Here is a 25,599-nt window from a genome sequence, read left to right on the forward strand (position 1 = left end):
CGCGCTCCACGGTGAGATTCCCTATCGTCTGCTGAGTGGAGCAGACCGAGCTCGCGGACCGGTTGCTGGCCGGTCCCCGCGGCCGCGATCTCTGTCTGTACGTCTCCGGGACCGACCCGTTCGAGGTGATCACCGCCACCTATCTGGCGAAGCGCCGGCCCGACGTCGGCGGGGACGGCAACCGGGTCGTGTGGATGTCCGGCCGGCTGTGGACCCCCGACACGTCGGCGGCGTTGGCGCTGGCCGTCGCTGCCCGAGCGGCGGTGCCGGCCAAGAAACTCAAGGGGCGACGGCTGCTCGAGACGTTGGCGGACGTGGTGGGAGAAGCGGCGTACTGGCAGCCTCCGGGCGACCAGGAGAAGGCCGCTGACGATCCGACCGTGACCGACGCGTTGAGGCCGGTCGCGGCCGCTGTCGCGGCGGCACCGGACGCCGGGTGGTGGACTCGGCCGTACCTCGCGAATGATCAGCCGTACGTGTCGTGGATCGAGGACGAACGGGCCACCCGGGCGACGCCTCCGCCGCTGACCGGCGTCACCGATCGGCTGACGGAATGGCGTCGTGAAGCCCAGCAGCCCGGGAGCGTGTGGTGGTCGACACCGAACCGGTGGGACGTGGTGACCACCGCACCGTCGTCGCGGCATGTGGCGGCAATACAGCTGGCGCTGGTGGAGGATTCGCAGGGCTGGCACCGCGCCCGAGTGGCCCGGCTGCAACCCCGGCCGGAGGCACGGGTGTACGAGGTCGGCGGCGTTGAGGACTGGACCGCGCTCGTCGAGGCCTATCCCCTCGATGTCGGTGCGTCCCGCGGCCGGTCGTGGCACGCACTCACCGGCCGCGACCACCGCTGGCTGCTCCCGGACTGGCCCCGAGTCGCCCACGACTACGACGGCGTTCACCTCACCGTCCTGGCCTACCTCAGCGGCGCGGGCAGAGCCCTCCCGGCGGCCGGTGGGATGACCGTGCTCGCAGGCTGGGAACCGGACGTCACCATCTGGCTCACCGACGCGCTCAGCCAAGCCGAGAACCCGACAACCTGGATCGCGACCCAGCCGACACGTTCCACGACCCGTTGGCGACCCGCATAGTTCGATGTGTATCGCTGCGCACGGACCGATGTCAGTCCTCGCGGCCGCGGGCGGTCAGCCAAACATGGAGCCGGACCAGTTCCTCGATCGGGTCGTCCAGTGAGGCGGCCAGCGAGCGGGCCTCCTCCGGCGCGATCTTGGCGGGGTCGATCAGCCGTGCCGCCGGCACCACGCCGTCGACGGTCCGCACCAGTCCGCGGGCGATGACGAGGTCGCTGCGGGCGCGGCCGCGGCGCGGCCCGCGGCTGGCGATGGGCGGCGTTTCGCCGGTCCGGACCAGGGTCAACACCCGGGCCCGGTTGGCGGCGTCGGACGGCACCCGGACGATCACCGCGCGCCCGCTGGCGGCGTAGCGGTTCGCCGCCCGGAGGGCCGCGTTCAGCTGGGCCCGGGTCGGCTGACCGCGGGCCTCGCGGGCCACCAGGTCACGGACCACGACGACAGGCTCGCGGGCGAGCTCGTCGGCGATCAGTTCCTGCCACGCCACCCCGTCCGCGACACCTGCCATGGCCCGAGCGTAGGTGTTGTCTGTTGTCCGTGGTGCGAGCTATCCGTGCTGACGCCCGGTCGACGGCTGCAGGATCGGACTGGTGATTCGGTCGGGCTCTCGGAGCCGCCGCGCTCGCCCTGACGGGCGCCTGGCCGCCCGTCACAAAGGCGGATCGTTGCGGCGGGCCGGGCACAACTCAGCGAGGTTCGGTGGGCTGCACGCATATCGAAAGCGCCTGGCGCTCATCCTCAGACCTGCCGCGCTTTTGGCGTCGTCACTCCGTCGCCGCGACAGGGTGGGTCTGCACGCCGGGGAGTTGGTTTGCGCACCTGGTCGGCTCACGACTCCGACGGCTCGCTTGGTCCGCCGGTGTCCAGCCCGGAGGTGTTGGCGTTGTCGTGGCGCGTTGACAGGTGCTCGCGGCGGGGAAACACTGGATCGAGGGGGTTGTCATGTCTTGGAACCTGAAGGGGAGCTACGTCGAGACCTGCTCGTGTGAGTTGATGTGCCCGTGCAACCTGTCCCTCGATCATGGCGCGACCTACGACTACTGCCGGGTCACACTGGTCTTCAACATCCGGGACGGTTCTATCGAGGGGACCGACGTCGCCGGCTGCAGGGTGGCGTTGATCGCCGACACACCGAAGGTGATGACCGAGGGCAACTGGCGCGTCGGCGTGTTCGTTCACGACGCCGCCAGCGAGGAACAGTTCAACCGGTTGGTTCAGGTCTTCAGCGGTCAACTCGGAGGGCCGATGGCTGGTCTGGCTCCGCTGATCGGAGAAATGCTGGGAGTTGAGCGCGCCACCATCACCGTCGAGGACAACGGGCTGCGGCACAGCGTCCGGGTCGGCGACATGATCGACTTCGAAATCGAGGACATCGTCCCCTTCGGCGTCGAGACAGGCGAGCCGGTCCGCTTCTCCGGAATGTTCCATCCGGTCGGTTCGGACCTGACCATGGCGGAGGCGAAACGATCACGGATCAGCGCGTTCGGCATCGACTACGAGGGAAAGACCGGACTATCGAAGTCGGACTTCTCCTGGGCCGCGTGAGCCGCTTGCTCGAATGAGCCGCGCTGAGGAGGCACGGACGGCCGAGAGCTCAGGCCTTCGGCCCGCTTATGCGGCCAGCCGGGTTCGGCTCGGACTTGTCGCACTCCTGCTGGTCCTCGCCGCTGCTGGGTGGTGGTGGATTCTGCGTCAGATGGCGGGGATGGCCAGCGGGCCGTGGACGAGTCTGGGCACGTTCGGCTGGTTCCTGGGTGTGTGGATCGTGATGATGGCGGCGATGATGTTCCCGTCGGTTGCCCCGACCGTCGCGCTGTACTCGAAGATGAGCCGTAAGCCGATGGCGTCGTCCTTCTTCGTTGCCGGCTACCTGCTCACCTGGACCGGTGCCGGTGTCGTCGCGTTCCTGGTTGGACTGCTCGGACCCGCGCTCGCCGGAGATTTCGCCTGGGAGCGCGGCGGTCGTTTCCTGACCGGGGCGACACTTCTGGTTGCCGCGGCCTACGAGCTCACGCCGTTGAAGAACGTCTGCCTCAGCAAGTGTCGCAGCCCGCTGGGTCTACTGCTCGGATCGTGGCGGGACGGGCGCTTGGGCGCGCTCCGCATGGGGATGCGGAACGGGGCCTGGTGCGTCGGCTGTTGCTGGGCGCTGATGGCGTCCCTGTTCGCTCTAGGCTTCATGAGCCCCCTGTGGATGGTGCTCGTCGCAGCCCTGATCGCGGTCGAGAAGACACTCCCCTGGCGACGAGTCGCAACCTATGGAGTCACCGCCGTACTCGTCGTCCTCGGCGTGCTCGTGATCACCTCACCCGACGTCCTGGCCGGCTTCCTGATGCCGATCCCCCGCCCGATGCGGTGACTCAGCTCAGCGGTCGCCGAGCCGTAACGTGCAAGAGTTCCGGCGTCGGCTCAGCATCTAGCTCATCCCACGGACTCGGCCCGAACTCGATCGACGATTTCGGCGGGCGAGGTCTGCCTGCTAGCAGGCTCTTCGCCTGGTTGTTGTCAGCGCGGAACGAAGTCGTACTCCTGGAAGGCGGCCACCTCGGTCTGCCAGCGCTGCTCGACGAAAGCGACATGCGCCGGATGCGCGTTGTACGCGTCGTAGGCGGACTGGTCGGCGAACCTCATCGAGAACTGCCAGGCCAGGTCGCTCTTCGGGCTGCACTGCTGCTTGATCACGAAGTCGGTGACACCGGGAATCGCGGTCAGGGTCCGCCGGGCGCTGTCGAGAAACTCCGTCTCCTGCGACGAGCCGGCCGGGTGGATCAGTCGGAAGACGACGGTGTGTTCGATGGCCATTGCGCTCCTGCGGACGTGGGGTCAGAGGGACGTCGGGCGTCGTGGCGTGCCGGCGACGGCGTCCAGAACATGATCGTAAATTGCGTCCGACGCGGCCACCGGACACGGGCGTCCTCCGACCACCGCTGCGCCGTCAGCCCACGAACTCGCATCGTAGCGGCGGGCCACGGCACCCTCGGCGGTCTTGGGCTACGCATCGAACCTTTCGCCCAGCGGCCGGCCGGGCGTGTTCGGGCGGTGTCGTCCGCGTCTACGCACTCAGGGCGGACGGTGCGCACTGCAGCCCCGGCCGCCGGCACGATGCGGACCGGTGTCGCAACCAAACATTGCACACTGCGTAATTGGTTGGGATTGCCAACCACCCGTGGGCGTGCCAGAGCCCCGTCTCCCGGCCGCGGCCTCGCTGCGCTCGGCGGTGCGCCACCGCGACGCTGACCGGCCCGGCGGACGGGTCGGCTGCCGGACGGGAACGAGGGCCGGGAAGAGGGGGCCCCGGGGACCGGGCGCGGATGCCGGGACGGCGTGCCATCCGTGTCCGGAACGGTGCATCAGGCGGCGCCAGGAGATGGACCGGAGGCTGGATACGCCAGGGCCCGGCGGGACGCCCCAGGCCGCGAACCGGAAGGGGACGCGACGAGACGCCGGCCGAACCGGACACGTGACGCGGCTCGAGACGCCAGCCGGACACGACACGCCGGTCGTACCGAACACGGGACCCGCGAGACGAGACGCCAGCCGAACCGGACACGAGACGCCGGACGTGCCGAGGCGCCAGCCGACACGAACCGCCGCGCGAGACGGCCGAGGCGCCAGCCGGACACGAGACGCCGGCCGGACCGGGCCGTGCCGAGGCGCCAGCCGAGGCTCATCGAATATGGGCACCGGACTCGCGATCGGTCCGTCGCGGCCTACCGGCCGGCATCCAGCCGTGCGCCGACCGGCGGGCCGGGACCGGACGCCAGGACGGGACAGGACTCCGCCCCCGGTCCGCGTGCGGCGGGCCGCTGCCGGCCGATGATCACGCGACCGCGTCCCAGAGCAGGTCGAGCAGCTGGCGGCGGAGCTCGAACAGGGGCGGGAAGTCGGAGGCGTAGCCGTGCAGCTCGACCAGCTGCGCGGCGTAGCGGGCGGCCAGCTCGGCCCGGCCCATCCCCTCGTCACGGAGCACCACGGCGTCGTTGAGCAGGTGGGTGATCTTCGGCAGCAGCTTGTCCAGGGCCTTGACGTAGCGGGCCTCCGGCGCGGCCCGGTCCTCGTAGGCGGCGATCGTGTCCGGCAGCCACGGCAGGGCGCCGCCGAACTCGGCGCGGAGCCGGGCCGCGGCCGCGGCTTCGGCGGCCTGCTTGCGCCGGCGGGTGGCGGCGTCGATCCGGAGCGTCACGGTGTCCCCGGCGTACACCTCGACCAGGTCGTGCACCAGCGCGTACTGCGCGACCAGACCCGGGTCGAGCCACGGCAGGTGCCGGGCAGCGAACGCGCAGCCCACCACACCCAGCATGACGGTGTGGTCGGTGTCGGTCTCCTGCCGGACGCCGTCCGGGTGCCGGCACAGCCGCTCGACCCGGCCGAACTCGAGACACAGGTCGGCGAGCCGGACGACCGGGCCGGCGTCCACGGCGGGGACGCTGTGCTCCGCCGCCGCGCCGCGTGCGGGCGGGTGGAGGACGACTGCACGGCTCATGACCTGCAGGTGTGCGGCGGAGTCACGGATCCGCCCAGCGCCCGTTCGCCCAGCGCTTGTTCACAGAGGGCCCGTTCGCACGGCGCCGGTGCCTGCCGTGTCGTTGGGGGTTGCCGAGCGAGGTCCGAGGCTGACCGTCGTCGGAGGAGCTGGTGCCGCGCACGGTCACGGCGTGAACAGCGAGCCCGACCCGACCGACCCGTCGAGCGTGTATCGGAACCAGTTCGGCGACCTCGAGTACCGGCGCGACGGGCGCCTGCACCGCGCCGACGGACCCGCCTGGATCGGCTCCAACGGCGACCGGGAATGGCGCCGGGCCGGCCTGCTGCACCGCACCGACGGGCCGGCGATCGAGTTCACCGACGGCAGCCGGGAATGGTGGGTCGACGGGGTCCGGCACCGCGCCGACGGCCCGGCCGTCGAGTACGTCACCGGGCGGACCGAGTTCTGGCGGCGGGGCGTGCAACAGCGCCCTCTCGCCGTCGTCGACGGGGACGGTCGGCACGCGACCCGAGCCGATGCCATCGCGACGGCCTGAACCAACTGCCGAGCGGTGCGGAGGGGCGGGAACCGTCATCGGCCGCCCGGGGACGATCAGTCCCGGCCGACGGGTGCGGATCGAACGTCGCCGCACACCGGTAGGCATGAGCTTCACCGGAACCCACATCACGAGTCCGTCCACGGGCATGGCGGCCGGCCGGCGCCGCCGGCCGAAAGGCTCGCCGGTCGGCGGGCAGTTCGCCGAGGAGATCGGCGACGAGTCACGGACCGAACTGGACGCCGCCGACGTCACGGCACACGGCGCCGACGCGGTCGGGTCCGACGTCCGGCCGGCGTGCGGCCGCTGCGGCCGGCCCGGCGGCGTGCACGACTGCGGCTCACCCGCCGACGACCCGAGCACCGCCTTCCGCTACACCAGCGTGAACAGGAAGCTGCGTGCCGAGCGGCTCGAGGCAGACCTGACCGAGGCGATCGAGCAGGTGGTGTCGTCGGGCCGGCTGCAGGCGTGGCTGGACCGGGTCGCGCAGAACCGGATGCCGCGGTGGTCGTTCGGCAACCAGCTGCTCGCCCTGTGGCAGATCGAGGGCCGCCGCAAACAGCTGGCCGCCGAGTCCGGCACGCCGGTCGGGGAGCTGCCGCCGATCATGGTGATGACCGCCGCCGCGTGGGACCGGGAGTTCGGCCGTCACCCCAAGGGCGGCGAGTCGGCGATCTGGATCAACGGTCCCCGCACCCGCAGGGTGATCCTGACCGATCCCGACACCGGCGAGGAGCAGGAGGACCGCCGTCTCGTCGGCATCACCCCGGTCGCCGAGTTCGACATCACCCAGACCGAAGGTCCCGACGTGCCCGACGTGCGGATCGCGGTGATGACCGACGGCAAGGTCCGGCCCGGCGCGTACAGCGGCCTGAAGAACCGGATCGAGAACTGCGGCTACCGGCTGGTCGAGGCCGAGACGGCGACGGTCGACCCGCGGCGGGGCGGCGGCGCGTACGGCTGGGCCGACCCGGCGACCAGGACCGTGCAGGTCGACCCCCGGCTCACCACGGCGCAGAAGGTGGAGACGATGGCGCACGAGCTGGCCCACATCCTGCACGGTCACACCGACGATCCGGCCCGCTACCGGTGGCACCGCGGCGAGATGGAGACCGAGGCGGAGGCGAGCGCCTACATGATCAGACGCTGGCTGGGTGCCGACGACGACACCGCCGACCACGACTCGTTCTCCCCCGGCTACATCGCCGGCTGGAGCGGCGGCAACGTGGCCCGGGTGAAGACGTCGCTGACGAAGGCCACCAAGGTCTTCCAGGAGGTCATCGACGGCGATTGGCCCGCGTCCGACTGAGCGCAGCCGTCCTCAATCCGCACCGGCACCGCAAACGGCCTACGCGCCCCGCACGCCGCCGCTAGTGTTCTCGCAACCGGCGATGGGGCGCCGATCCGTCGCCCGGGCATTGGGGGCTGAATGACACAGTGGCCGGCCGTGATCGCTTTGGACCTCTCCTTCCCCCAGACGCTCGTCGTGACCGTTGTCGGGGCGCTCGTGACAGCGCTCGCGGCGGTGGCTGCGGGGTATGTTGCGGCGAACAGCCTCCGGCAGAAGCGCAAGGACGCGGATGAAGCTGCGACAGCCCGACAAGCCGCGCTGAGTCGCGATTTCGGCATCCGCTCGGAACTGGCGGAGCGCACCGCCGTATGTGCCGCGACGATGTACATCAACTGTCAAGACGCTGGCCGGCACCTTCGAACCACCGCGTTCCGACGCTCGCGCATCCTCGGCCGGCTCGACGAGGCGTATCGACGTTTCTCGGTGGACTCGCGAGCACTAGAGACGCTGCTCGAGCTCAGGTTCGGGACTGCGGCGCTGCGTCCTGAGCAGTCCTCGACAGCCGGTGGCGGCGCCGTGGTGATGTATTGGCATCAGGTTCGTGATCTGCTGACGCTCTACTACTTCAATCTTCGCGGCGGCTACCCCGGACGTGTTCTGGAGGGGAACTCCATCGACGACGACGGGGCATTTCACGCCGGTTTCGATGCCGTGGCGTTCGGGGCGACGACGGAACGTGGTCTGGCCGAGATGCGCGCAAAGATCCGGAAGGAGTACGACGCCGCGCTCGTCAACTTCGTCGGCGCCCTTCGAGCCGATCCGATCCTGAACCGCTGATTCTCCGCGGGCGCCGACCCTTCGATGCGGCCCCGCGCGCTGGTCCCCGGCGGTCACAGGTAGCTGTCGACGACAAATCCGATGCGGACCCGATCGTCTGTGGGTGCCGGCCGGCCAGCAGGGATCGCTCCGGCCGCTGGCCGTCCGGTCTTGACGCCGAGGCACCGCCCCTCGGGCTCCTGTCCTTCTGGTGTGCGGCGGCGGCGGACTCGGGAGCGCAGCACCGCCGACACCATGCCATGCGGACGGGAGGCCGCGATGCCCCACGGGCCGCCTCGCCCGATCCGCTGGATCGAACGTCGCCCCGATGCGGGCAGATGATCGTGAACGGCCGGTACCCCCGATGTGCGAGTCAGTCGGGCCGATCGCGTCGGCCGAACCGGCCGGGGCGCACCCCGCGGTCCCACGCCGCCTGCTGCTCCCGCAGCACCGCGGTCACCAGACCGTCGATCACCGGACCGGTATTCATCCCCCGCCCGATGGCGGAGATGACCTGCTGGGCGCCGGTGACGGCCAGCTGGTGGCGGCGTCGGGCCGGGAGGCTGCCGGCGACCCTGGCGACGGTGTCGGCGAGCTCCTCGGCGGCGGCGAGGGCGGACCCGATCGTGCCGTCGAACCCGGTCCGGTACCCGGCGCCGAACCGGTCGAACGCCGACCTCAGCTCGGCCCGCGCGTCGGCCGTCGGGTCCGGCACGGGTGCCAGCGGGCCGCCCGCCAGCCCGTCGACGGGCCGCCCGGGCGGCGCGACCCACGGGTCCGGCAGCGCGTAGAGGTGCCTGGCGGCGGCGGCGTCGCCGTCGGGGGATGTGGCACGGGGCGTGGGGTCGTGCCCGGGCCGCGCCGGCCGCCGGCGGAGGTGGCCTCCGCGCCGACGCCGCGCTCGGTAGGTGGCGAGGTCGATCACGACCGCACCGGTGCTGACTGTCATGTCCTCCCGGTGTGCGGCGGCCCGCCGTTCCCCGACGGTTGACCCCTCGAGAACGGCCCCGGGTGGTGGCCGGTCGACTGCCGCACACGCGGGAGCCGTGAACACCCGCAGCCACCCGCCCACGCCCGACCCGCCGCCGGCCGGGGCGCCGGGTCTCCCGGACCGCGCTCCGATCCTCGGGCCGGCACGCTGCACGGTGCCGGTGCTGGTCGACGCCGGCTACGTTCTCGCCCTGGCCGCGCAGCGCAACCAGGCGACCGTGTCGAACTGCATCTTCGACGTCAGCCGCATCGTCGGGCTCCTCCGCGACGCGCTGCGCACCCAGCTCGCGGAGCTGCCGGGCCCCACCGGACCGGGCCCCACCGGACCGGGCCCCACCGGACCGGGCCAGGTCGCGTTCGGCTGGTACGACGCCGACGACCGGACCGGGCGGCTGGGAACGCCGTGGCTGGCCGCGCTCCGCGCCGAACCGGATGTGCAGCTGCGGCTCGGCACCGTCCAGCGGGACCGGACCGGCCGGCTCCGGCAGAAACGGGTCGACACCTTGCTGGTGGCGGACCTGGTCGAGCTCGCCTACCACGCCGCGCCACCGGCAGACGTCGTGCTGCTGGCCGGCGACGACGACCTGTCCCCCGGCGTCGAGGTGGCCCGGCGGCGCGGCCTGCGGGTCCACCTGTGCGCGATCGTCGACGGCGGCAGGGCGATGGGTGTGTCGTCGCACCTGCGCGGCCTGGTCGACACGGTCCTCACCGTCGACGTCGCCAACCTCTCGGCGGCGGCGACGAACCGGTCCCGGCTGTTCGCCCGGATGGCCGGACTGGGTGCTCCGTCCGCGGACGAGCATTCCGCCGCTGCCGGGACCGGTGTCGAGCCGGCCGGGGCCGTGGTGCTGGCCCTGACCGCCGCCGTGATGCCCCGGCGCGACTTCCGGGCCTGGGTGCAGCCGGTGCTGCCCGGGATGCCAGACCCGGCACGGCGCGGGCTGCGCCCGGGCCGCGACGACGGCACCGACCGGGACGGCGGCGCGGGTACCGGACCTGCGCCCGCGCCGCAGCGGGAGGTGTCGCGCGCGTGGCTGGCCGGCCGCAGCTTCGCCGACCGGTGGCTGCAGCGGACCGCTGCCGCGGAGCGGGACCGGCTGCTCGGCGAGATCGCCGACCGGGCCCCTTTCCTGCCGCTGGAGGTGGACGCGCCCCTGCTCCGTTTCGGCGCGGCGCACGTCCGGGTCCGCGACGACGAGCACAACCGGACCGACCTGAGGGCCGGGTTCCTCAGCGGTGTCGAGCGAGCCGCCGGCACCGGGCCCGCGGGGGACGGGCCCGCGAGGAACGGGCCCAGGGCTGCCTCCGGCCTGACCGGGGCGGCGTGACGAGTCACCGGCGATCGTCCAGGCGGGCCGAGCCGGGACTCAGGGGTCGTCGACACCGTCGATGCCGAACCGTTCGGCCAGGATGTCGCGGGCCAGCCCCTTGACCTGCGTGCACAGCTGGTCGGCCCGGGCGGATCGCACGTGCAGCACCTGGGTAACGTCTTTCAGCCCCGGCATCGCCTCGGGCTGGTCGGTGAGCTGGGAGGCGAACATCACCTCCGCGCAGCGGTGCAGTGTCGGGTCGATGCCTTCGGCGCAGTGGATGACGGCGGCCGCGAGCCGTTTGCGGTCCAGCGCGGACAAAACGCCGGTGTCGGGTTCGTCCTGGGCCACCGCCAGCGACTCGCCGCCGTCGGCATCGGTCGACAGCACCGACTCGACCGGCGCGAGGTCGGCGGCGGTGAACACCATCCCGGACCGTCCCGGGTTCTTGTGGGTCTTGCCCAGCTCCGCGTTCGCCCAGTCCAGAAAGGCCTGGTCCGCGCCCGGTTCGACGCCGTACCGGGTCCGGTAGAGCTGGCGGAGGGTGGTGAGCCGCATCCGGCGACGGTGCACGTTCGACATCTCGCCGCGGCCGTCGAGCCCGCCTGGACTGTCCAGATACGCGTCGAAGGCGCGGGTCATGCCCTGCCGGAGGAACGCCAGCAGGTTCTGCACCGGCACCGTGGACGCGACCAGCCGCGGCAGCCGGTCGTACACCTGCAGCATCACCACAGCGAGGGCGTCGTCGGCCCACGTGTTGGGGTCCAGGTTGCGGGCGTGGACCAGCAGGAACGCCTGCCGGGACAAGGCCGGACGCCAGGCCAGCAGGAACAGGTCGAGAGCTTCGTCGAGCCGTCCCGCGCGGTGCGCGCGGCGGAGCGTCTGCAGGACCCGCGGGAACGCCAGCGTCGGGGAGAAGTCGTCGACGCCGAACGGGAGCAGCGGCGGCTCGGGCTGCTCAGCGGCGGTCACGGAGCTCACCGTCGACCGTCCTGGCGGCGAGGACGGGCGGGCGGCCGGGCCCCTCTGCCGGGAAGGTGTCGGGGACAGGCGCGAACGGGAACCCGTGCCAGGGCCGGCTCCGCGGCCGGAACGCGTCCAGCCACGCCAGGATGCGGCGTCCGGAGGAGCGCGGGTCGACCAGCCAGGCCAGCTGGGCGTCCCGCACCTCGGCGAAGGCCGCGCCGGCGAGCATGGCGACGTGGCCGAGAGCGGCGTTGCTGCGGCGGGCGTCCCACAGCGGCGCGGTGGTGACCAGCTGCCGCAGCCGCACCCGCAGCAGCCGGCGGTCGTCGCCCGCGCACGCCGTCCACGGCACCTCGGCCAGGCTCTGGCTGCCGTCGAGGACGGCGAGCAGGAACCGGGCCCGGCCCTCGCGGGCCCGGTCGGCGGCCGCGGTGAGCTGCTCGCTCGACGGGGCGCGGCGCAGGTTGTCGGAGCCGCGGTGCGGGGAGGCGGGCTGCAGGCGGGAGCTGGTCCGGGCAGGCTCGGGCTCGTCGCGGGTGCCGGCTTCGACGTCCATGCTGCTCACCCCTCGACCCTGACCCAGGCCGCCATTGGATCAGCTCCCACCGACAACGCCTGCTGGGCGCGCTCGGCGGCGAGGTGGTCCTCGGGCCAGCGGCGCCGGTACGCCGCGACCACCCGGGCGACGTCGGTGGTGCCGAGCTCGCGGGCGACCTGTCGGACCTTGCGGCCGATGTGCGGGTCGCCGACGGCCCGGCGCAGGACGGTGGCGGCGTCCCGGCGGACCGCGGTCGTCAGATAGCGCAGCGGGTCGACCCGCAGGAACGTGTCCGGCGCGCAGCACAGCGCGATCAGCCGGTCGGCGGACGACGCGGTCTCCCCGTCGCCGAACAGCATCAGGTCCGCCAGCTGCTCCAGCTTCACCTGGTCGACCAGCGGCGGCGCCGGCCGGGTGTCGGTGCCCATCTCGCCGCGGATGCCGGCGTGCGCCTTCCGCAACGCCGAGTTCACCGTCGGCTGCAGCCACAGCAGGAACTCCCACCGGGCCGCCCGGCCCGTCTCGGCGAGCCGGGTCAGCGTTTCCCGCGGCGCGCCCGGCAGGGGCTCGAGCGACGGGTCGCCGGCTTGTGTCAGGCCGGACGGCGGCGCCGTCAGGTCGGTGTGGCCGGCCAGCGACCAGCCCATGCCGCGGGCGGACCAGGCGCGGGGGTCGCCCGAGCCCGGCCGGTCGAGCCGGAGGTGGCCGCCGCCCCAGCGGACCCGGACCGGCATCCGGTAGGTCCGGCCGCCGCCGGCCCGGCTCTTGCGGCCGACGTCGATCCGGGACTCGCGCCAGATCCACACCTGTCCGGCGGACAGCACCGTCTCCGGGGCGTCGACGTCCGGAACGTCGCCCGCGTCGGCGCGCCGGAGCAGGGCGGCCGCCTCCTCGCCGAGGATGATGGCCCCGAGCCAGCCGGTGATCGTCGCCAGCAGCGGATGGTCGAGCGGCGCGGACCCCGCGGCGGCCGGGTCGATGTCTTCGGCTGGGTCGGGGGTCCCGGCGGGTTCCGGGTTGGGCACGGCGCTCACCCCGCTCTCCCGGTCAACCGCCGCAATGGGCCGCGGCGGCGCCGGCCGGGCGGGGCGGTGCGGACCTCCAGCCCGGCGACGCGGGACAGCACCTGCTCGACCTGATGCGCCATCGCCGGCACGTCGGTCAGCACGACGCCGGCGTTGGACCGGTTCTGGATGTCCTCGTCGTCGGTGTGGATCGGGCCGATCCAGTGGGAACGCCGCGCCAGCCGGGACCCGAGCAGCGTCATGTCGAGCTCCGCCGAGCGGGGTGCCCGGTTGACCAGCGTCAGCAGCCGGTCCGGCGGCACACCACGGTCGGTCAGGAAGTCGAGCGTCTCCTCCAGGTGCCGCAGGCCCGGCACGGAGGAGTCGGTCAGCCCGAGCCCCCACGCCCCGCCGCGCAGCAGCGGCAGGACAAGTCCGGTCACCATGTCGGTCGGGTGGGAGGCGGACACCGGGTGGGTGTCGACGACGACCAGGTCGCCGACCCGGGCGGCGTGGTCGACGACGCGGCGGTACACGGCCGGGGTGCAGGCCTCCGCGGCGCCCGGCACCGCCGCCGGCGGCCCGGCGGCCAACGCGAACCGCACCTTGTCCCGTCGGACCCCGCGGAGCCGATCCAGCTCGCCGGGCGAAGCGACGGCGTCCTCCGGCCGGCCGCTGCGGGCGGCGTCGTAGACGGAGGGGACGGGCCGGTCCGGGTCGAGCCGCAGCAGCAGCGTCTGGTCGGGCTGCTCCCGGTTGGCGTCGACCAGCACGGTGCGCAGGCCGGCGGCGGCCGCGGTGCCGGCCAGGGCCTGCGCCACCGACGTCTTGCCGAGACCGCCGCGGGCGCCGAACACCACCAGCACCGGGGCCGGCGTGTGCGCGGGCCCGCCCCGCCGCGGACCGTCGAACACCAGCTCCACCGGATCGTCGGCGGTCCAGTCCGATTCGGCCCCGGTCGCGTCGCGTACCGGTGGCGGCGACATCACAGGTTCGGACGCGATGAGCGGGACGTCCCGGAAAGTCTCCGGCACCATGGACCCGGAGGCGCCGCACAGGCTGAGGGCGTCGGCCAGGCTGGCGGTCCGGCTGACCCGGCGCGGCACGGCCAGGTCGTCGCCGTCGGCGCCGCCGACCACGACCAGCCGGTGGCCGGCGTGCAGTAGCCTCCGAACCCAGGCGACGCAGGCCGGGTCGTCGGGGAGGTCGGCAATGAGCACCGGCACCCGGCCGCCGCCCAGCAGCTGCTCGATCTCGGAGGTGACAGCGTGGCAGAACGGTCCACCGACCGGGCTGTAGCTGGCATCGCGCAGGGGTCGGCGCAGATGGTCGAAGTCGCCGACCAGGCCGATGCGGTATCTGCTCGTCACACCCTGCTCTATGTGGGCAGGTCCGAAAAAGCGTCCGCGCCCGCGCCCGGCGCGCCCCGGCCCGCCGGATCGGAGGCCGACACGACAGCCCGCGCCGGATGTCCTGCCCACGACCACAACCGCGTGCCCGTCCGGCGGCGCACGCCGATTCGACGGATGTGATGGATCCTCTGCTCGCGTACCTGACCACGACCTGCGACCCGCTCACCGGCCTGGTGAGGCGGGTCGAGGTGGAGCGGGCCGCCGTGGCGGCGCTCGCCGACGACCCGGTGCGAACCTGCGTCTGGTTCGCCGCCATGATCGGCCCGTTCGTCCGCGCGCTGCCCGCCGGCGACCCGTGGACCAGCGTGTCGGCACGGCTGCCGAACGGCCTGACCGCCGGTCCCCAGCCCCCGCCCGGGCCGGCAGCGGTCAGCCCGTCCGGCGGCTTCGGCACCGTCGAGGACCACCTGGACCTGGTGCCGCGCGGCGCCGACGACATCGGCGACGATCTGCAGCTGGCCGGGATCGCGGCCCCGCTGCCGCTGCCCGCCGCCTACCTGATCGCGTCCGCCGGCGGCGGCGCCGGTCTGCCCGAGCTCGCCGCGGCCTGCCTGGCGGTGCGCGGCCTGTCGGAGGCCGACGGCGGCTTCGACGTCCCGCCGATCTGGGCCGGACTGGTGGCGCCGGGACGCCCCGACTCCGCGCCGGGCGGGTTCCACCTGCTGTCGTCGGCGCTGCGGATGGTGCTGGCCCGGTACCGCACCTATGTGGGCGACGGGGCGGTCAGTGCCGAGGCGCCGCAACTGGCGATCGAGCTGGACGCGTGGCTGGCGAGCCGGGACCTGGCCGGCGTCGACCCGTCGGCCCCGCCGGCCCGGCTCCGTGACGACCTGGCGGGCGCGCTGGCGCCGGTGCGTCGGCAGCAGCGGACGGACATCGCCTGGGCGGGCCGGGAGGCGGAGGTGGCCGTCGACGACCTCGAGCCGGCGGTGGAGCCGCCGCTGCGCAGCACACCGATCCCGGCGGGCTCCTACGACGACTTCCGGTTGACCTGAGCCCGCTCACACCTCCCACGCTCGCAGGGCTGGCTGGGCACGGCCGCCGCCCTGAACCGGGCGCCGCCCTTTCCACTGATCCGGCGTGGCGCTCCTCGAGCAACACACGACGGTGCGCAGCCGGTGGCGACGGCGCACGCGCGGGGTCGGACAGGTCTGTGGCCCGATAGTTGAATATTGAACGGAGCGGGTTTTGACCCCGTTCTTGCGATAGTTGAATGTTGAACGGAGCGGTTTTCGGCTGCGCGGAGCGGCGGTTGAAGCCTGAACGGGGCCGTTTTGGCCGTTCTGTCCAGGCCGTCCAGGCTCGATTTGGCTGCCCTGGTCAGCGTTTCACCTGGTCAGGTGCCGGTTTCCAGGCTGTCCAGGCCGTCCAGGGTGTTTTGTGTATGTGTATGTGTAAAGAACGGTGTGTATATGTGTGTATATGTGTGTTCTCCGGTGCAGATATAAATACCCAGGCTCGCGTGTATAGAGATATGTGTATGTGACTGGACAGCCTGGTCAGTAGTAGTAATAGCCCAGATCTTACGTTGTAAACTGCTTCTGGTCAGGTGTGATGATTTCCGGTTGCTGTCCAGGCTCGAACCAGGAATGCCTGGACAGGCCCTGGACAGCCTGGACAGGCACCCGGTCGCCACCGCCCGATCCTCCGACAGGCCCCCGACCCACGCGGTCGACCCCCGGTGCCGGCTTCACGCGCCGGACACCGACCCTCGATGGTCACACCGGTGGGCCGCCGGTCCTCACCATGGGGTCCGTCACACGATCGCGAGCAGCTGGTGGGGACCCACGTTCCGATAGTTGAATGTTGAACGGAGCGGTTTTCGGCTGCGCGGACCGTCGGTTGGAGGCTGAACGGCGCGGTTTCGGCGGTTCTGTCCAGGCTGTCCAGGCTCGATTTGGTTGCCCTGGTCAGCGTTTCACCTGGTCAGGTGCCGGTTTCCAGGCTGTCCGGGTCGTCCAGGGTGTTTTGTGTATGTGTATGTGTGAAGAACGGTGTGTATATGTGTTGTTCTCCGGTTCCGGAGGGAGATATATACACACTCGCTCTCGCGTATAGAGATATGTGTATGTGGCTGGACAGCCTGGTCAGTAGTAGTAGTAGCCCAGATCTTACGTTGTAAACTGCTTCTGGTCAGGTGTGATGATTTCCGGTTGCTGTCCAGGCTCGAACCGGAAATGCCTGGACAGGCCCTGGACAGCCTGGACAGGCACCCCTGTTGGTCGAGCCCAGTTGGCGGCGCGCCGTCCGACGCCGTCCGCCCGGCCGCGCGGTTCGTGCCCAGCACCCGACCCGCTCGCCGGCCACGCCCGTCGGGCGGGCGTCGGGCCGAGCGGACACTCGATGAAGCGTTCGCCGCATGGTGTGGGATGTGACCACGCAGACGATCGACCCGCCCCTCGTGCCAGGCACCGACCCGGCGGCCGGCGCCGCCGATCCGGGCACCCGCACGGCGCGTTCCGTCGGCCGGCGCGACCCGGCACACACCCTCCCCGGCCCGCCGGACCCGACGCCGCGGGACCGGCCGGCGCACCGCAGGCCCGCCCGCGAGGCACTGGACCGGGCCACCGTCCGCCGGGTACTGGACCGGTTCGCCACCTTCGCCGCACTGCCGGGGGACGACCTGCGGCTGGCCGGGCAGCTGCTCGGCACCGCCGCCGACCCGGCCGCGGTTACCGAGGCGTCGCTGGCCGGCGCGGGCGACACCGCCCGCGGCCTGCGGGACCTGCAGGCCATCACCGGCGCAGACTCCGACATGGACGCGCTGCTGACCGCGGTGGAGATCGGCCCGGAACGGGTCCGCGCCGTCAACGCGCTCGCCGCTGCCGCCGCCGGCCGCAACCCGGTGCGGCTGCGCCCCTCACACACGAAGGCGGCCCGCCAGGTCGTCCTCGCCGTCCGGGCCGTCGACCAGGCCGTGCTGGACCGGCTGCGGGCGCTCGGCGAGCTGATCGCCTGAACCGGCACCCGAGCGACCGCGGACCGAGGGAGGCCACCGATGCGACGACCGCGAAGCCGGCCGTTCCGCGCGAGACGGCGCGCGGGCGTACACGACTGGCTGGTCGATACCGCGCCCGATGTCCCCCGCACCGACCTGCCGCGGCCGTTCACCGGGGGCCGGCTCCGGCTGCGCTGGGTCCGGGCCGCCGTCGGCGCCTCGCTGGTCCTGGTGCCGGTCCTGGCGGTCGCGCTGATGGTGAACCTCGCCCGCGCCGAGCCCGCCGCCACCCCCACCGGGACGGCCGACCCGCCGTCGCGGGCCGCCGCCACCTCGGCGGTGCTGCGGTGGATGCAGCGGACCCCGTCGCCACTGCCCGGCGGCGGGCAGCTGCTCACCTGGGACGGCGCGACCCCGCTGCCGACGCCGTCCCCCGTGGCCGGCACCCCCGGGCCGCCGGCCGACATGGAGACCCACGCCTTCACGGTGCTCGCCGCAACGGGACAGCTGTTCCAGGTGTCGGTGACCACCGCGACCACGCCGGCCGGCGGCACCGTCACCGTCGGCGACCCGTCGCTGGTGGCACTGCCGCCGGCCGACCCGGATGCGCAGCCGCCCGGCTGGCAGACCCTGATCCCGGCCACCCCGACCCCGGCCGTGCAGACCGCGATCAGGGCGTGGGCCGCCGCCTACACGTCCGGCGACCCGGCCGCCCTGCGACAGTCCATCGGCGACCCGGACGCCGGTCACGCCTACATGCCGCTCGCCGGGGCGGTGTTCGTCTCGCTGCAGATCGGCCAGGCCGGCGAGGTGTGGGGCCCGAACGGGCCGCGGACCCCGGGCGGGGTGCCGCCGTCGATGGTCGTTCGGGTCGACGCCGGCCTGTACTGGCTGGCGAAGGGCCAGACCGCCGCCCCGCCGGACGTGCCCGCCGCCGACGTCTCCCCGGCCTCCTTCGACCTGCTGGTGCAACGGGCCGACACCGCCAGCCCGGTCGTCGTCGCCTGGGGTGCCGCCGGCTCCGGCGAGCTGCTCACTCCGTTCGGGAACCGGATCGAGGGCCGCAGCCTGCAGCCGGGCACCGGCGCCCCCGGCACGGCGACCACCCCGGCGGCCCCGCCGACGCAGCACCGGTCGGACGGCGGCTGATGGCGTTCGGGCGGCGTGCGGCACGGCTTGCCGGCGGCTGGCCCGCCGCCATGCGGGACGTCCCGGCCTGGCCGACGACGATGCGCACCAATCTCGGCGACGGACGCCTGATCGGGGTCAGCCCCAACTCCCGCGACGGCATCGGCAGCGTCTGGCTGTACAAGAGGGTCCCGCTGTCGCCGATGGTCGACGCCCGCGACGACGCCGAGCTCGAACGGTCCGTGCTTCCCCTCGCGGAGGCGTTCGACACCTTCTCCCGCTCCGCCGCCACCGTCGGCGGACGGAGACTGGCCGAGACGTCGTACCGGGAGTTCCACCTGCTCGCGGTCAACGTGCCCCGCCGGTTCTCCCCGCCCGCCGGGCACCCGCTGCAGGACCTGCTGGCGGGGGTCTTCGGGCAGCGGACCGTCGAGCAGCGGCTGGTGCTGCTCGGGGTGCGGCTGGTGCCGGCGGTCGACACGTCCGGCGGCCTGCGCGACGCCGTGCGCGGTTTCGCCGAGTCACTCACCTCGGCCGGGGTGCCGCTGGTCGAGTTCGGCCGCGACTTCCAGCGGCTCGACGCCGACCTGACCCGGGCCGGGCTGAGCACCCCCACCGACGCAGACGTCCGGCTCGCCAACTGCTGGTGGAACCTGGGCCGCTACGCCGACACGCCGATGATGGCCCACCACGACCACCTGCACCTGTTCGGCACGATGCAGGCCGCGGTCCGGGCCACCGGCCCCAGCCCGGCCGCCGACTGCGCCGACTGGGACCCGGCCGCGGTGCCCGACCAGTGGGCCGTGACGCTGGCCTCCGTCACCGACTTCGACATCGACGGCATCGGCTGCCACGACCGGCGGGCCCGCTGGGTGTCGACCCTGCTCGGCATGGGTGCGCTGGCGGTGTCGGTGCGCGGCAAGGTGGAGCCGGCGAAAGTGACCCGCGGCGTGGTCCGCCGCAACAAGGAGCTGTACGAGCGCGACATCGTGGAGCGGGCCGCGGCCGGCAAGTCGTCCCGCGGCGAGCAGGACACCCGGCTGGCCCGGCTGGCCGGCGTGGAGGACCTCTACGCGAACGGGACCGCGCCGCCGACGATCAAGGGCCTGTCGGCGATCGTCGGGTTCGACGGCAACGTGGCCGACCTGCGCGACATCAGCCCCGGGCGGCTGCCGCTGACCCTGGCCCCCATGTCGGACCTGCAGCCGGTGGCGATGGCAGAGACCTGGCTGTGCTCACCGGCCCGCGGCAACCCCACGCTGCACGATCTGCCGGCCCACGCCGTCACCTTCTCCGGCGTCACCTCGCTGTCCACCGTCGGCGACCCGCCGGCGAACTCGATCCTGCTCGGCTTCACCGAGACCGACCGGCAGCCGGCCTGGATGAACACGGCGGCCGCGTCCAACGACGACCAAGTCCCGGTCATGATGGTCCCCGCGGCGTCCGGGTCTGGCAAGACGATCCTGGCCCAGTGGGCGGCCTACCAGGCCGCGCAGGTGCCGAACGCGCTCGGCGAGAAGACACCGGTGGTGTTGTTCAACCCGAAACCGGGCCAGTCGCTGCAGCCGCTGATCGACGCCGTCGGCGGCCGCTCGTTCCGCCTCGACGAGCTGACCGCCGCCGACGGTGCGGTGGATCCGCTGCGGTTCGCCCGCAGCCCCCGGGAGGGCATGGATCTGGCGGTGAGCGTGCTCCTCGGCATCAACCCGTGGGGCCCGGACCGCGACGGCTACGAGATCGCCCTGTTCAAGGCGCTCAAGCACGGGATCGACCGCGGCGCCGGCGCCACCGGGCAGGCGCTGCACACCGCCCGCGCCGACCTCGACGACCCGGTGATCACCCGGATGGTCGACGCCGTCGACACCCTGCTCGAGTCGGTGCCGCAGGTCCGCGCCCTGGTCGGTCTCGACCCGGCCGGCGACGGTCTGCGACTGTCGCAGGGCCTGACCCTGATCGAGGTCGGCAACTCGCACCTCAACCTGCCGGAGCCGGGCGCCGCGAACCCCGACGTGACCCAGCGGACCGCGCTGGCCCTGGTCCGGATGATGGTGTTCGGCACCATGTCGGCCCTCACCGGCCGGCAGGGCGTGGTGTTCCTCGACGAGGGCTGGGTGTTCACCACCGCCGGCCGCGCCGAGATGGACCGGCTGGGCCGGCTCGCCCGGGCGCTGGAGGTCTTCCCGGTGCTGCTCACCCAGAAGGTCTCCGACGCCCTCGACGCCGGGATGGCCGGCTACATCTCCCGCGGTCTGATCCTGTCCATTCCCGACGCCGACGAGGCCCGAGCCTCCTTCGAGCTGTTCAAGCTCGACCCCACCCCGGAGCGGATGGCCCGGGTGACGGCGAAACCGCGGATCGGCGGCGACACCACCGAAGACGGCGCCAGGGAGACCGCCGCGTTCGACTGGCGCAGCCTCAAGGCCCTGGTCGACGCCGACCGGGTCGTGCACCGTGGCGCGGTCGGCTACCACGTCGACCTGGCCGGCCGCTGCGTCCCGGTCGAGATCACCATCCCGGACTGGTTCCTCCGTGCCGCCTCCACCAACGGCCTCGACATCCGCGCCCGGCAACAGGCCGCACCGACGAACACGCCCGTCGCCGCGCCGCACCGATGAACTGAGCCTGCGCCGGCCCGCTGTCGCCGGATCGTCGACCGCCGCACACCAGCGGCCCATGACCGTCGCGACCGGGATCCCGACCCGCCACCAGCCGCACGCGGCCGCGGTCGGCGGACAGCGCTGCCGGCTGCCGCCGTACCCGGACCGCGAGCGTGCCGCGCCCGCCGCCCGGCTCCCCGCGGCGCTGGCACTACCGCCGGTCGCCGACCTGGACGCGGCCGCGGAGCCGCTGCTCGACGCGTGGCGGCGCGGCGACCTCGACGTCGACCGGCTGCGTCGCGGACTGGCTGTGCTGATCGACGGGTCCGACGTCCCGGCGGCGGTGGCGTGGCGAATGTGCGCCCGGTCGGGCCGCGGCGACGACCTGCGGCTTCGCGCCGACCTGACCGAGCGGCTGCGGATCCTGCTGATCGACAAGATGCTGCCGCCGTCGACCACTTTCGACCCGCGGCGGGCCGGCTCGGTCCGCGGCTGGGCGTGGAAGCTGGCCTCGACCGCCGCCGTCTGGCAGCAGCGCGACCTGCGCCGGTTCTACGAGCGGTTCCGACTGCTGGCGAACGGCGAATGGGTCGGAATCTGCGGTGGGCCGACCGGACCCGGGCCGCGGCCGACCGAACCGACCACCGAACCCGCCGCGGCCCTCGCCCCGTCGTTCGACCCGGAGCGGTGCGCCGACGTCGCCGACGCCGTGGAGGCCCTGACCCGCGCCGCCCGGGACGACGTGCACCTGCAGGCGGAGGCTCTGCTGCGGGGGCTCGGCCTGCCGCCGGTGCGGCGTCTCACCCACCTGGTCGACCGGGAGCGGCTCCATGCCCTGCTCGCCGCCGACAACGGGCTCGCCCACCGGTCCCTTCGCCGGTGGGCGCGGGCCGGCGAACCCGAGCCCGCGCACCCCCTGTCCCCGCAACCCCCGTCCCCTCAGCCCGAGTTGGACCCGGCGCTGCTCGGCATCTGGAGCGGGTTCAGCCGCGACCAGGCGGCCCGGCTGCTCGCCTGCGGCGGCATCCTCGACGAGCCGCAGGCGGTGGCGCACACCGTCGCCCTGGCCGCCGTCGCCCCACTGCCCCGACCGTCCGGCAAGAAGATCCGGGCCTTCGTGGCGGCGGTCTCCGCCGCGTCAGGCGAACGCCACCCGGCGGTGCGGGACGCCGCCGCGGCCTATGTGGAGGCCGAGTGCGAACCGGTCGCCCGCCGGGCCGGTGCGGTGGTCGACCTGGCTTCGGTGCTGGAGCGTCACGAACGGTTGAAGCGGACTTTCGAGGAATGTCTCGCCCAGGTCGCCGAACTTCGGTCCGGGCTTGGCGACCGTCCGGACGGCGTCCGGCTGGAGCTGGGCCGGCTCGCCCACAGGGAGGTACTGCTGTTCAGCTCATCGCTGCAGCTGGGCTCGGATCCGGCCAACACCATCGACCCCGGCGGGTGCGATTGAGCCGCACCGCTTGCTTGCCGGCGGATCGCCGGCCACCCGGTCCGTCTGCGGCCCCGCGTCCCCGCAAATGCGTCGCTCGAGTGCCGGCACGCTCGATCAGCCGCTCGAGATGTGCGTTGTTGTGTTTAGCGCAATCTGACCTGCGCCGATCGGGTAGCTCGGACAGAATGAAACCGACGAAAGGCGGTCGCTGGAACCTTCACAGTCAGGTTTGGCGCGGCAATCCGCCCTTCTGATGGAGTGGACAGAGTTCGGAGCGACGGCAGGCGACGCCAACAATGCGGCGGAAGATCATTCCGACCAGGGGCGCCACCGATGCCCCCGGCCACCGCGCCGATGCCGTGCTCGTTCGTGGTGTCGTTCACGTGCAGCTTGCTACCGTCATCACGGTTCACCAGGGCCAGCGCCTCGACCTTGATCACACCGTCGTCGCGAGCGTCTTCAGCGCGTTCCGGTCCTCCTCTGCCGTGCCGGAAATGTTGTACGCGGCTGGGACACGGACGGAACAGACCTTCCTGGGGCCACGCGCTCCTGAAGACGAGATCTTCAGCCGCGCGCCGTCGGTGAGGCGGGCGCGCTGCCGCCCTGTTCGTCTTGGTCGGTCATCAGCTCGATGATGGCCTGTCGGTCATCCTCGGACGGCAGTCCCCAACCTGGCCGGTACTCGTACACGTCACGCAGCGAGGTGGAGGCGGTCCGCCCGTCAAGGATCTCCACGGAGTTGACGTCGATGAGTCCTGGGTGCTCGACGCCGCACGACTCGGCCACCTTCACCAGGTCGCGCCGCAGGGTCTTGATGTAGTTCGCCGCTCGAACCGACTTCAGCTGTGGGTCGAGACCATGCGCCAGCCACGGGTTCTGGGTGGCGACCCCGGTGGGACAGGTGTCGGTGTGGCACTTCTGGGCCTGGATGCATCCGATGGCCAGCATCGCTTCGCGGGCCACGTTCACCATGTCGCATCCCAGCGCGAAAGCGACCACGGCGTTGTCGGGCAACCCGAGCTTGCCGCCGCCGATGAAGGTCACCTTCTCCTGCAGACCCTTCGCCGCGAAAATCGAATACACCCGGCTGAACCCGAGCTGGAACGGCAGCGACACCGAGTCGGTGAAGATCAGCGGGGCGGCGCCGGTGCCGCCCTCTCCGCCGTCGACGGTGACGAAGTCCACCCCGCGCGCGGACTCGGCCATCAACGTCGTCAGCTCGTCCCAGAATGCGAGGTCCCCGACGGCTGACTTGATGCCAACCGGTAGCCCGGTCTCGGCAGCAAGCATCTCCACCCAATCCAGCAGGCTGTCGGGATCGTCGAACTCGGCGTGCCGGGAGGGGCTGATGCAGTCGCGGCCGACCGGCACCCCACGCGTCGCGGCGATCTCGGCCGACACCTTCGCACCGGGCAGCACCCCGCCCAAACCTGGCTTGGCGCCTTGACTCAGCTTGATCTCCAGAGCCCGGACGGGATTCTCCTCGACCAGGCCCTTCAGTCGCTGCAGGCTGAACCTGCCGTCCTCGTCGCGGCAGCCGAAGTACGCCGTGCCGATCTGGAAGACGAGCTCTCCGCCCTTGCGGTGGTACGGCGAAATCCCGCCCTCCCCGGTGTTGTGCAGGCAGCCGGCCAGAGCCGCGCCGGTGTTCAAGGCCGCGACGGCGTTCCCGGACAATGAACCGAAGCTCATCGCTGAGATGTTGACCACCGAGGACGGCCGGAACGCCGAGCGTCGGCCCCGCGCGGCGCCTAGCACCTTGGCCGAAGGGAGCGCTACCTCGTGACCGGCCGCGGGCGCGGACGGAGGAATGGCTCGGCCGAAAGTCCGGTGGTTGATGATCGGATAGCCGGCGGTGTACTCGACGTCGTTGTCTGTGCCGAACCCGAAGTAGTTGTTCTCCCCCTTGGCCGACGCATAGACCCAGCGGCGCTGGTCCCGGGTGAACGGCCGCTCCTCGTTGTTGGCAGCCACCAGATACTGCCGCAGCTCCGGACCGATCGCCTCGAGCAGGTAGCGGGCGTGGCCGAGCACCGGGAAGTTCCGCAGCAGCGAATGGCGGCGCTGGATCAGATCACGAGCGGCGACCGCCGCCAACGCCGACGCCGCGGCGGACGGAAGTGCTCTCGACAACTTCACTGGCTGCCCGACGTACCCGACATGTCGGGCATCGGATCAGACGGCCCTTCGTCGTCGTTCAACAGTGCCGCCGGATTGTCCCCGACGCTGCCGGCGTCATCGTCGCGGGCCGCGGTCGGATCACTAGGATCGTCGACGCTGTCGCCCAGACCTTGCATCGACGGCAAGTCCGACTCGCTCGGAGTGCCGCCCGCCTCTCCACCCGTGGGGGCCAGGTCGGCGTCGTTCAGATCGCTCATGTGAGCTTCCTTACCCACGACCCCCGGTTTCACCGACCGTGCTGCCGAGGGCGTGGGTCTGGATGCCGCTCAAGGTGGCTGTCCTAGAGATGTGCTGGTCGGGTGAAGCAAAACGAGCGCGTCGGCGGCTCGACTCCCGACGACGCGCTTCGATCCCACCCGACAAGATCCCAGGATGGTCTTCGGTCCCGGGCAACGCTGCCATCCGGCCCTGCGCTCGTCATTGACGCCGCGGCATCGTAAGAGTGACAACACGTGCGCGCTCGGGAAGGTGGCAGCCATGATGGGGATGGGTTCCGGGATGATGGCCGGCGCATGGCTCGGCGGCCTGATCTTCCTGCTCCTGGCCATTGCCGCGGCCGCTGCGATCGTCCTGCTGGTACGGAACCGCAGCCACCATGCCACCAGCGTGCCCTCCTCGCCCCGCGAACTGCTCGCCCATCGGTTCGCCCGCGGCGAGATCGACGACGAGGAGTACTACCTCCGACTGAGCGCACTGGACGCGACCGACACAACGTCCCAGCCCAGGCGGCGGTGACAGCCGACAGGCTCCCGATTCCACGCCTGATCCAAAGCGTGCGCAGATGCTTGCCGCCTGCTCCTGCGCCGTTTGCCGCCTCAGGCGCAGGCTCGGATGGGCGGTGCCGGGCGAGTTGACGCTCCACCAGATTCGGCCCGCTGGCTCGGCAC

At 72.4% G+C, this 25,599-nt stretch carries 23 protein-coding genes; 13 read left to right on the top strand and 10 right to left on the bottom strand.

The genetic code is table 11. From position 1 onward, the window contains the following. The first annotated feature begins 35 nt into the window (after window positions 1-35). Entirely contained in the window at window positions 36-1,088 is a 1,053-nt protein-coding gene (locus ABD747_RS20995; protein WP_344808289.1) for a hypothetical protein, read from the top strand. Window positions 1,089-1,119: 31 nt separating this feature from the next. Here ABD747_RS20995 and ABD747_RS21000 read toward each other — a convergent pair whose 3' ends face one another. Continuing rightward, the gene (locus tag ABD747_RS21000; protein ID WP_344808291.1) at window positions 1,120-1,596 is read right to left on the bottom strand and encodes a hypothetical protein; all 477 of its coding nucleotides are present in this window, start codon (window positions 1,594-1,596) and stop codon (window positions 1,120-1,122) included. 434 nt (window positions 1,597-2,030) lie between these two features. Between ABD747_RS21000 and ABD747_RS21005 the strand changes: the two genes are divergently transcribed. Next, window positions 2,031-2,633: a DUF1326 domain-containing protein gene (locus tag ABD747_RS21005; RefSeq protein WP_344808293.1), complete on the top strand. Its 603-nt coding sequence runs from the start codon at window positions 2,031-2,033 to the stop codon at window positions 2,631-2,633. 151 nt (window positions 2,634-2,784) lie between these two features. Further along, on the top strand, window positions 2,785-3,447 hold the full coding sequence (locus ABD747_RS21010) for a DUF2182 domain-containing protein (protein ID WP_344808295.1): 663 nt from the start codon (window positions 2,785-2,787) through the stop codon (window positions 3,445-3,447). A gap of 146 nt (window positions 3,448-3,593) precedes the next feature. On the opposite strand, the gene ABD747_RS21015 is transcribed toward ABD747_RS21010, so the two are convergent. Both ABD747_RS21015 and ABD747_RS21020 read right to left on the bottom strand, forming a co-directional pair. After that, the gene (locus ABD747_RS21015) at window positions 3,594-3,890 is read right to left on the bottom strand and encodes a Dabb family protein (protein ID WP_344808297.1); all 297 of its coding nucleotides are present in this window, start codon (window positions 3,888-3,890) and stop codon (window positions 3,594-3,596) included. A gap of 1,018 nt (window positions 3,891-4,908) precedes the next feature. Beyond that, window positions 4,909-5,571, bottom strand: a complete 663-nt coding sequence (locus ABD747_RS21020; RefSeq protein ID WP_344808299.1) for an HD domain-containing protein — start codon at window positions 5,569-5,571, stop codon at window positions 4,909-4,911. Window positions 5,572-5,743: 172 nt separating this feature from the next. Here ABD747_RS21020 and ABD747_RS21025 point away from each other — a divergent pair, with 172 nt between their 5' ends. From ABD747_RS21025 to ABD747_RS21035, 3 genes are all read left to right on the top strand, one after another. After that, window positions 5,744-6,109 carry a hypothetical protein gene (locus ABD747_RS21025; protein WP_344808300.1) on the top strand — a complete coding sequence of 122 codons (366 nt, stop codon included), beginning with the start codon at window positions 5,744-5,746 and terminating at the stop codon, window positions 6,107-6,109. 106 nt (window positions 6,110-6,215) lie between these two features. Continuing rightward, window positions 6,216-7,418, top strand: a complete 1,203-nt coding sequence (locus tag ABD747_RS21030) for an ImmA/IrrE family metallo-endopeptidase (RefSeq protein ID WP_344808301.1) — start codon at window positions 6,216-6,218, stop codon at window positions 7,416-7,418. A gap of 138 nt (window positions 7,419-7,556) precedes the next feature. Continuing rightward, on the top strand, window positions 7,557-8,237 hold the full coding sequence (locus tag ABD747_RS21035; RefSeq protein WP_344808302.1) for a hypothetical protein: 681 nt from the start codon (window positions 7,557-7,559) through the stop codon (window positions 8,235-8,237). 352 nt (window positions 8,238-8,589) lie between these two features. Here ABD747_RS21035 and ABD747_RS21040 read toward each other — a convergent pair whose 3' ends face one another. Further along, complete coding sequence (locus ABD747_RS21040; protein ID WP_344808304.1) at window positions 8,590-9,165, bottom strand: hypothetical protein; 576 nt, start codon at window positions 9,163-9,165, stop codon at window positions 8,590-8,592. A 97-nt stretch (window positions 9,166-9,262) separates the two neighbouring features. On the opposite strand from ABD747_RS21040, the gene ABD747_RS21045 reads away from it, so the two are divergent. Next, window positions 9,263-10,534 (top strand): NYN domain-containing protein, encoded by a 1,272-nt coding sequence (locus tag ABD747_RS21045; protein ID WP_344808306.1) that lies wholly within the window; start codon window positions 9,263-9,265, stop codon window positions 10,532-10,534. 39 nt (window positions 10,535-10,573) lie between these two features. Here the strand turns inward: ABD747_RS21045 and ABD747_RS21050 are convergent, their stop codons facing one another. From ABD747_RS21050 to ABD747_RS21065, 4 genes are read right to left on the bottom strand one after another with little or no spacing between them, the layout of a single operon-like run. Continuing rightward, a complete protein-coding gene (locus ABD747_RS21050; RefSeq protein ID WP_344808308.1) occupies window positions 10,574-11,488 on the bottom strand; it encodes a hypothetical protein in 915 nt (304 codons plus the stop codon). Continuing rightward, window positions 11,475-12,047: a hypothetical protein gene (locus tag ABD747_RS21055; RefSeq protein ID WP_344808310.1), complete on the bottom strand. Its 573-nt coding sequence runs from the start codon at window positions 12,045-12,047 to the stop codon at window positions 11,475-11,477. Before ABD747_RS21055 ends, ABD747_RS21050 begins: the two co-directional genes overlap by 14 nt. After that, window positions 12,044-13,054 (bottom strand): hypothetical protein, encoded by a 1,011-nt coding sequence (locus ABD747_RS21060; RefSeq protein ID WP_344808312.1) that lies wholly within the window; start codon window positions 13,052-13,054, stop codon window positions 12,044-12,046. The genes ABD747_RS21055 and ABD747_RS21060 overlap by 4 nt, the downstream gene beginning before the upstream one ends. After that, entirely contained in the window at window positions 13,051-14,394 is a 1,344-nt protein-coding gene (locus ABD747_RS21065) for a hypothetical protein (RefSeq protein ID WP_344808314.1), read from the bottom strand. Before ABD747_RS21065 ends, ABD747_RS21060 begins: the two co-directional genes overlap by 4 nt. A gap of 161 nt (window positions 14,395-14,555) precedes the next feature. On the opposite strand from ABD747_RS21065, the gene ABD747_RS21070 reads away from it, so the two are divergent. The 5 genes from ABD747_RS21070 (at window position 14,556) to ABD747_RS21090 (ending at window position 22,549) form a co-directional block, all read left to right on the top strand. Beyond that, window positions 14,556-15,431, top strand: a complete 876-nt coding sequence (locus ABD747_RS21070; RefSeq protein WP_344808316.1) for a hypothetical protein — start codon at window positions 14,556-14,558, stop codon at window positions 15,429-15,431. 1,376 nt (window positions 15,432-16,807) lie between these two features. Then, the gene (locus ABD747_RS21075) at window positions 16,808-17,395 is read left to right on the top strand and encodes a hypothetical protein (protein ID WP_344808318.1); all 588 of its coding nucleotides are present in this window, start codon (window positions 16,808-16,810) and stop codon (window positions 17,393-17,395) included. 39 nt (window positions 17,396-17,434) lie between these two features. Further along, the gene (locus ABD747_RS21080) at window positions 17,435-18,523 is read left to right on the top strand and encodes a hypothetical protein (protein WP_344808320.1); all 1,089 of its coding nucleotides are present in this window, start codon (window positions 17,435-17,437) and stop codon (window positions 18,521-18,523) included. Next, window positions 18,523-21,117, top strand: coding sequence for an ATP-binding protein (locus tag ABD747_RS21085; RefSeq protein WP_344808322.1), 2,595 nt, complete (start codon window positions 18,523-18,525; stop codon window positions 21,115-21,117). The genes ABD747_RS21080 and ABD747_RS21085 overlap by 1 nt, the downstream gene beginning before the upstream one ends. A gap of 58 nt (window positions 21,118-21,175) precedes the next feature. Continuing rightward, complete coding sequence (locus tag ABD747_RS21090; protein ID WP_344808324.1) at window positions 21,176-22,549, top strand: hypothetical protein; 1,374 nt, start codon at window positions 21,176-21,178, stop codon at window positions 22,547-22,549. A 546-nt stretch (window positions 22,550-23,095) separates the two neighbouring features. On the opposite strand, the gene ABD747_RS21095 is transcribed toward ABD747_RS21090, so the two are convergent. Both ABD747_RS21095 and ABD747_RS21100 read right to left on the bottom strand, forming a co-directional pair. Continuing rightward, window positions 23,096-24,670, bottom strand: coding sequence for an FMN-binding glutamate synthase family protein (locus tag ABD747_RS21095; RefSeq protein ID WP_344808325.1), 1,575 nt, complete (start codon window positions 24,668-24,670; stop codon window positions 23,096-23,098). After that, window positions 24,667-24,909: a hypothetical protein gene (locus ABD747_RS21100; RefSeq protein ID WP_344808327.1), complete on the bottom strand. Its 243-nt coding sequence runs from the start codon at window positions 24,907-24,909 to the stop codon at window positions 24,667-24,669. The genes ABD747_RS21095 and ABD747_RS21100 overlap by 4 nt, the downstream gene beginning before the upstream one ends. Window positions 24,910-25,189: 280 nt before the next feature. On the opposite strand from ABD747_RS21100, the gene ABD747_RS21105 reads away from it, so the two are divergent. Next, complete coding sequence (locus ABD747_RS21105; RefSeq protein ID WP_344808329.1) at window positions 25,190-25,447, top strand: SHOCT domain-containing protein; 258 nt, start codon at window positions 25,190-25,192, stop codon at window positions 25,445-25,447. Window positions 25,448-25,599: the final 152 nt, after the last annotated feature.

The organism is Microlunatus ginsengisoli (assembly GCF_039537205.1).
Classification (GTDB): Bacteria; Actinomycetota; Actinomycetes; order Propionibacteriales; family Propionibacteriaceae; genus Microlunatus; species Microlunatus ginsengisoli.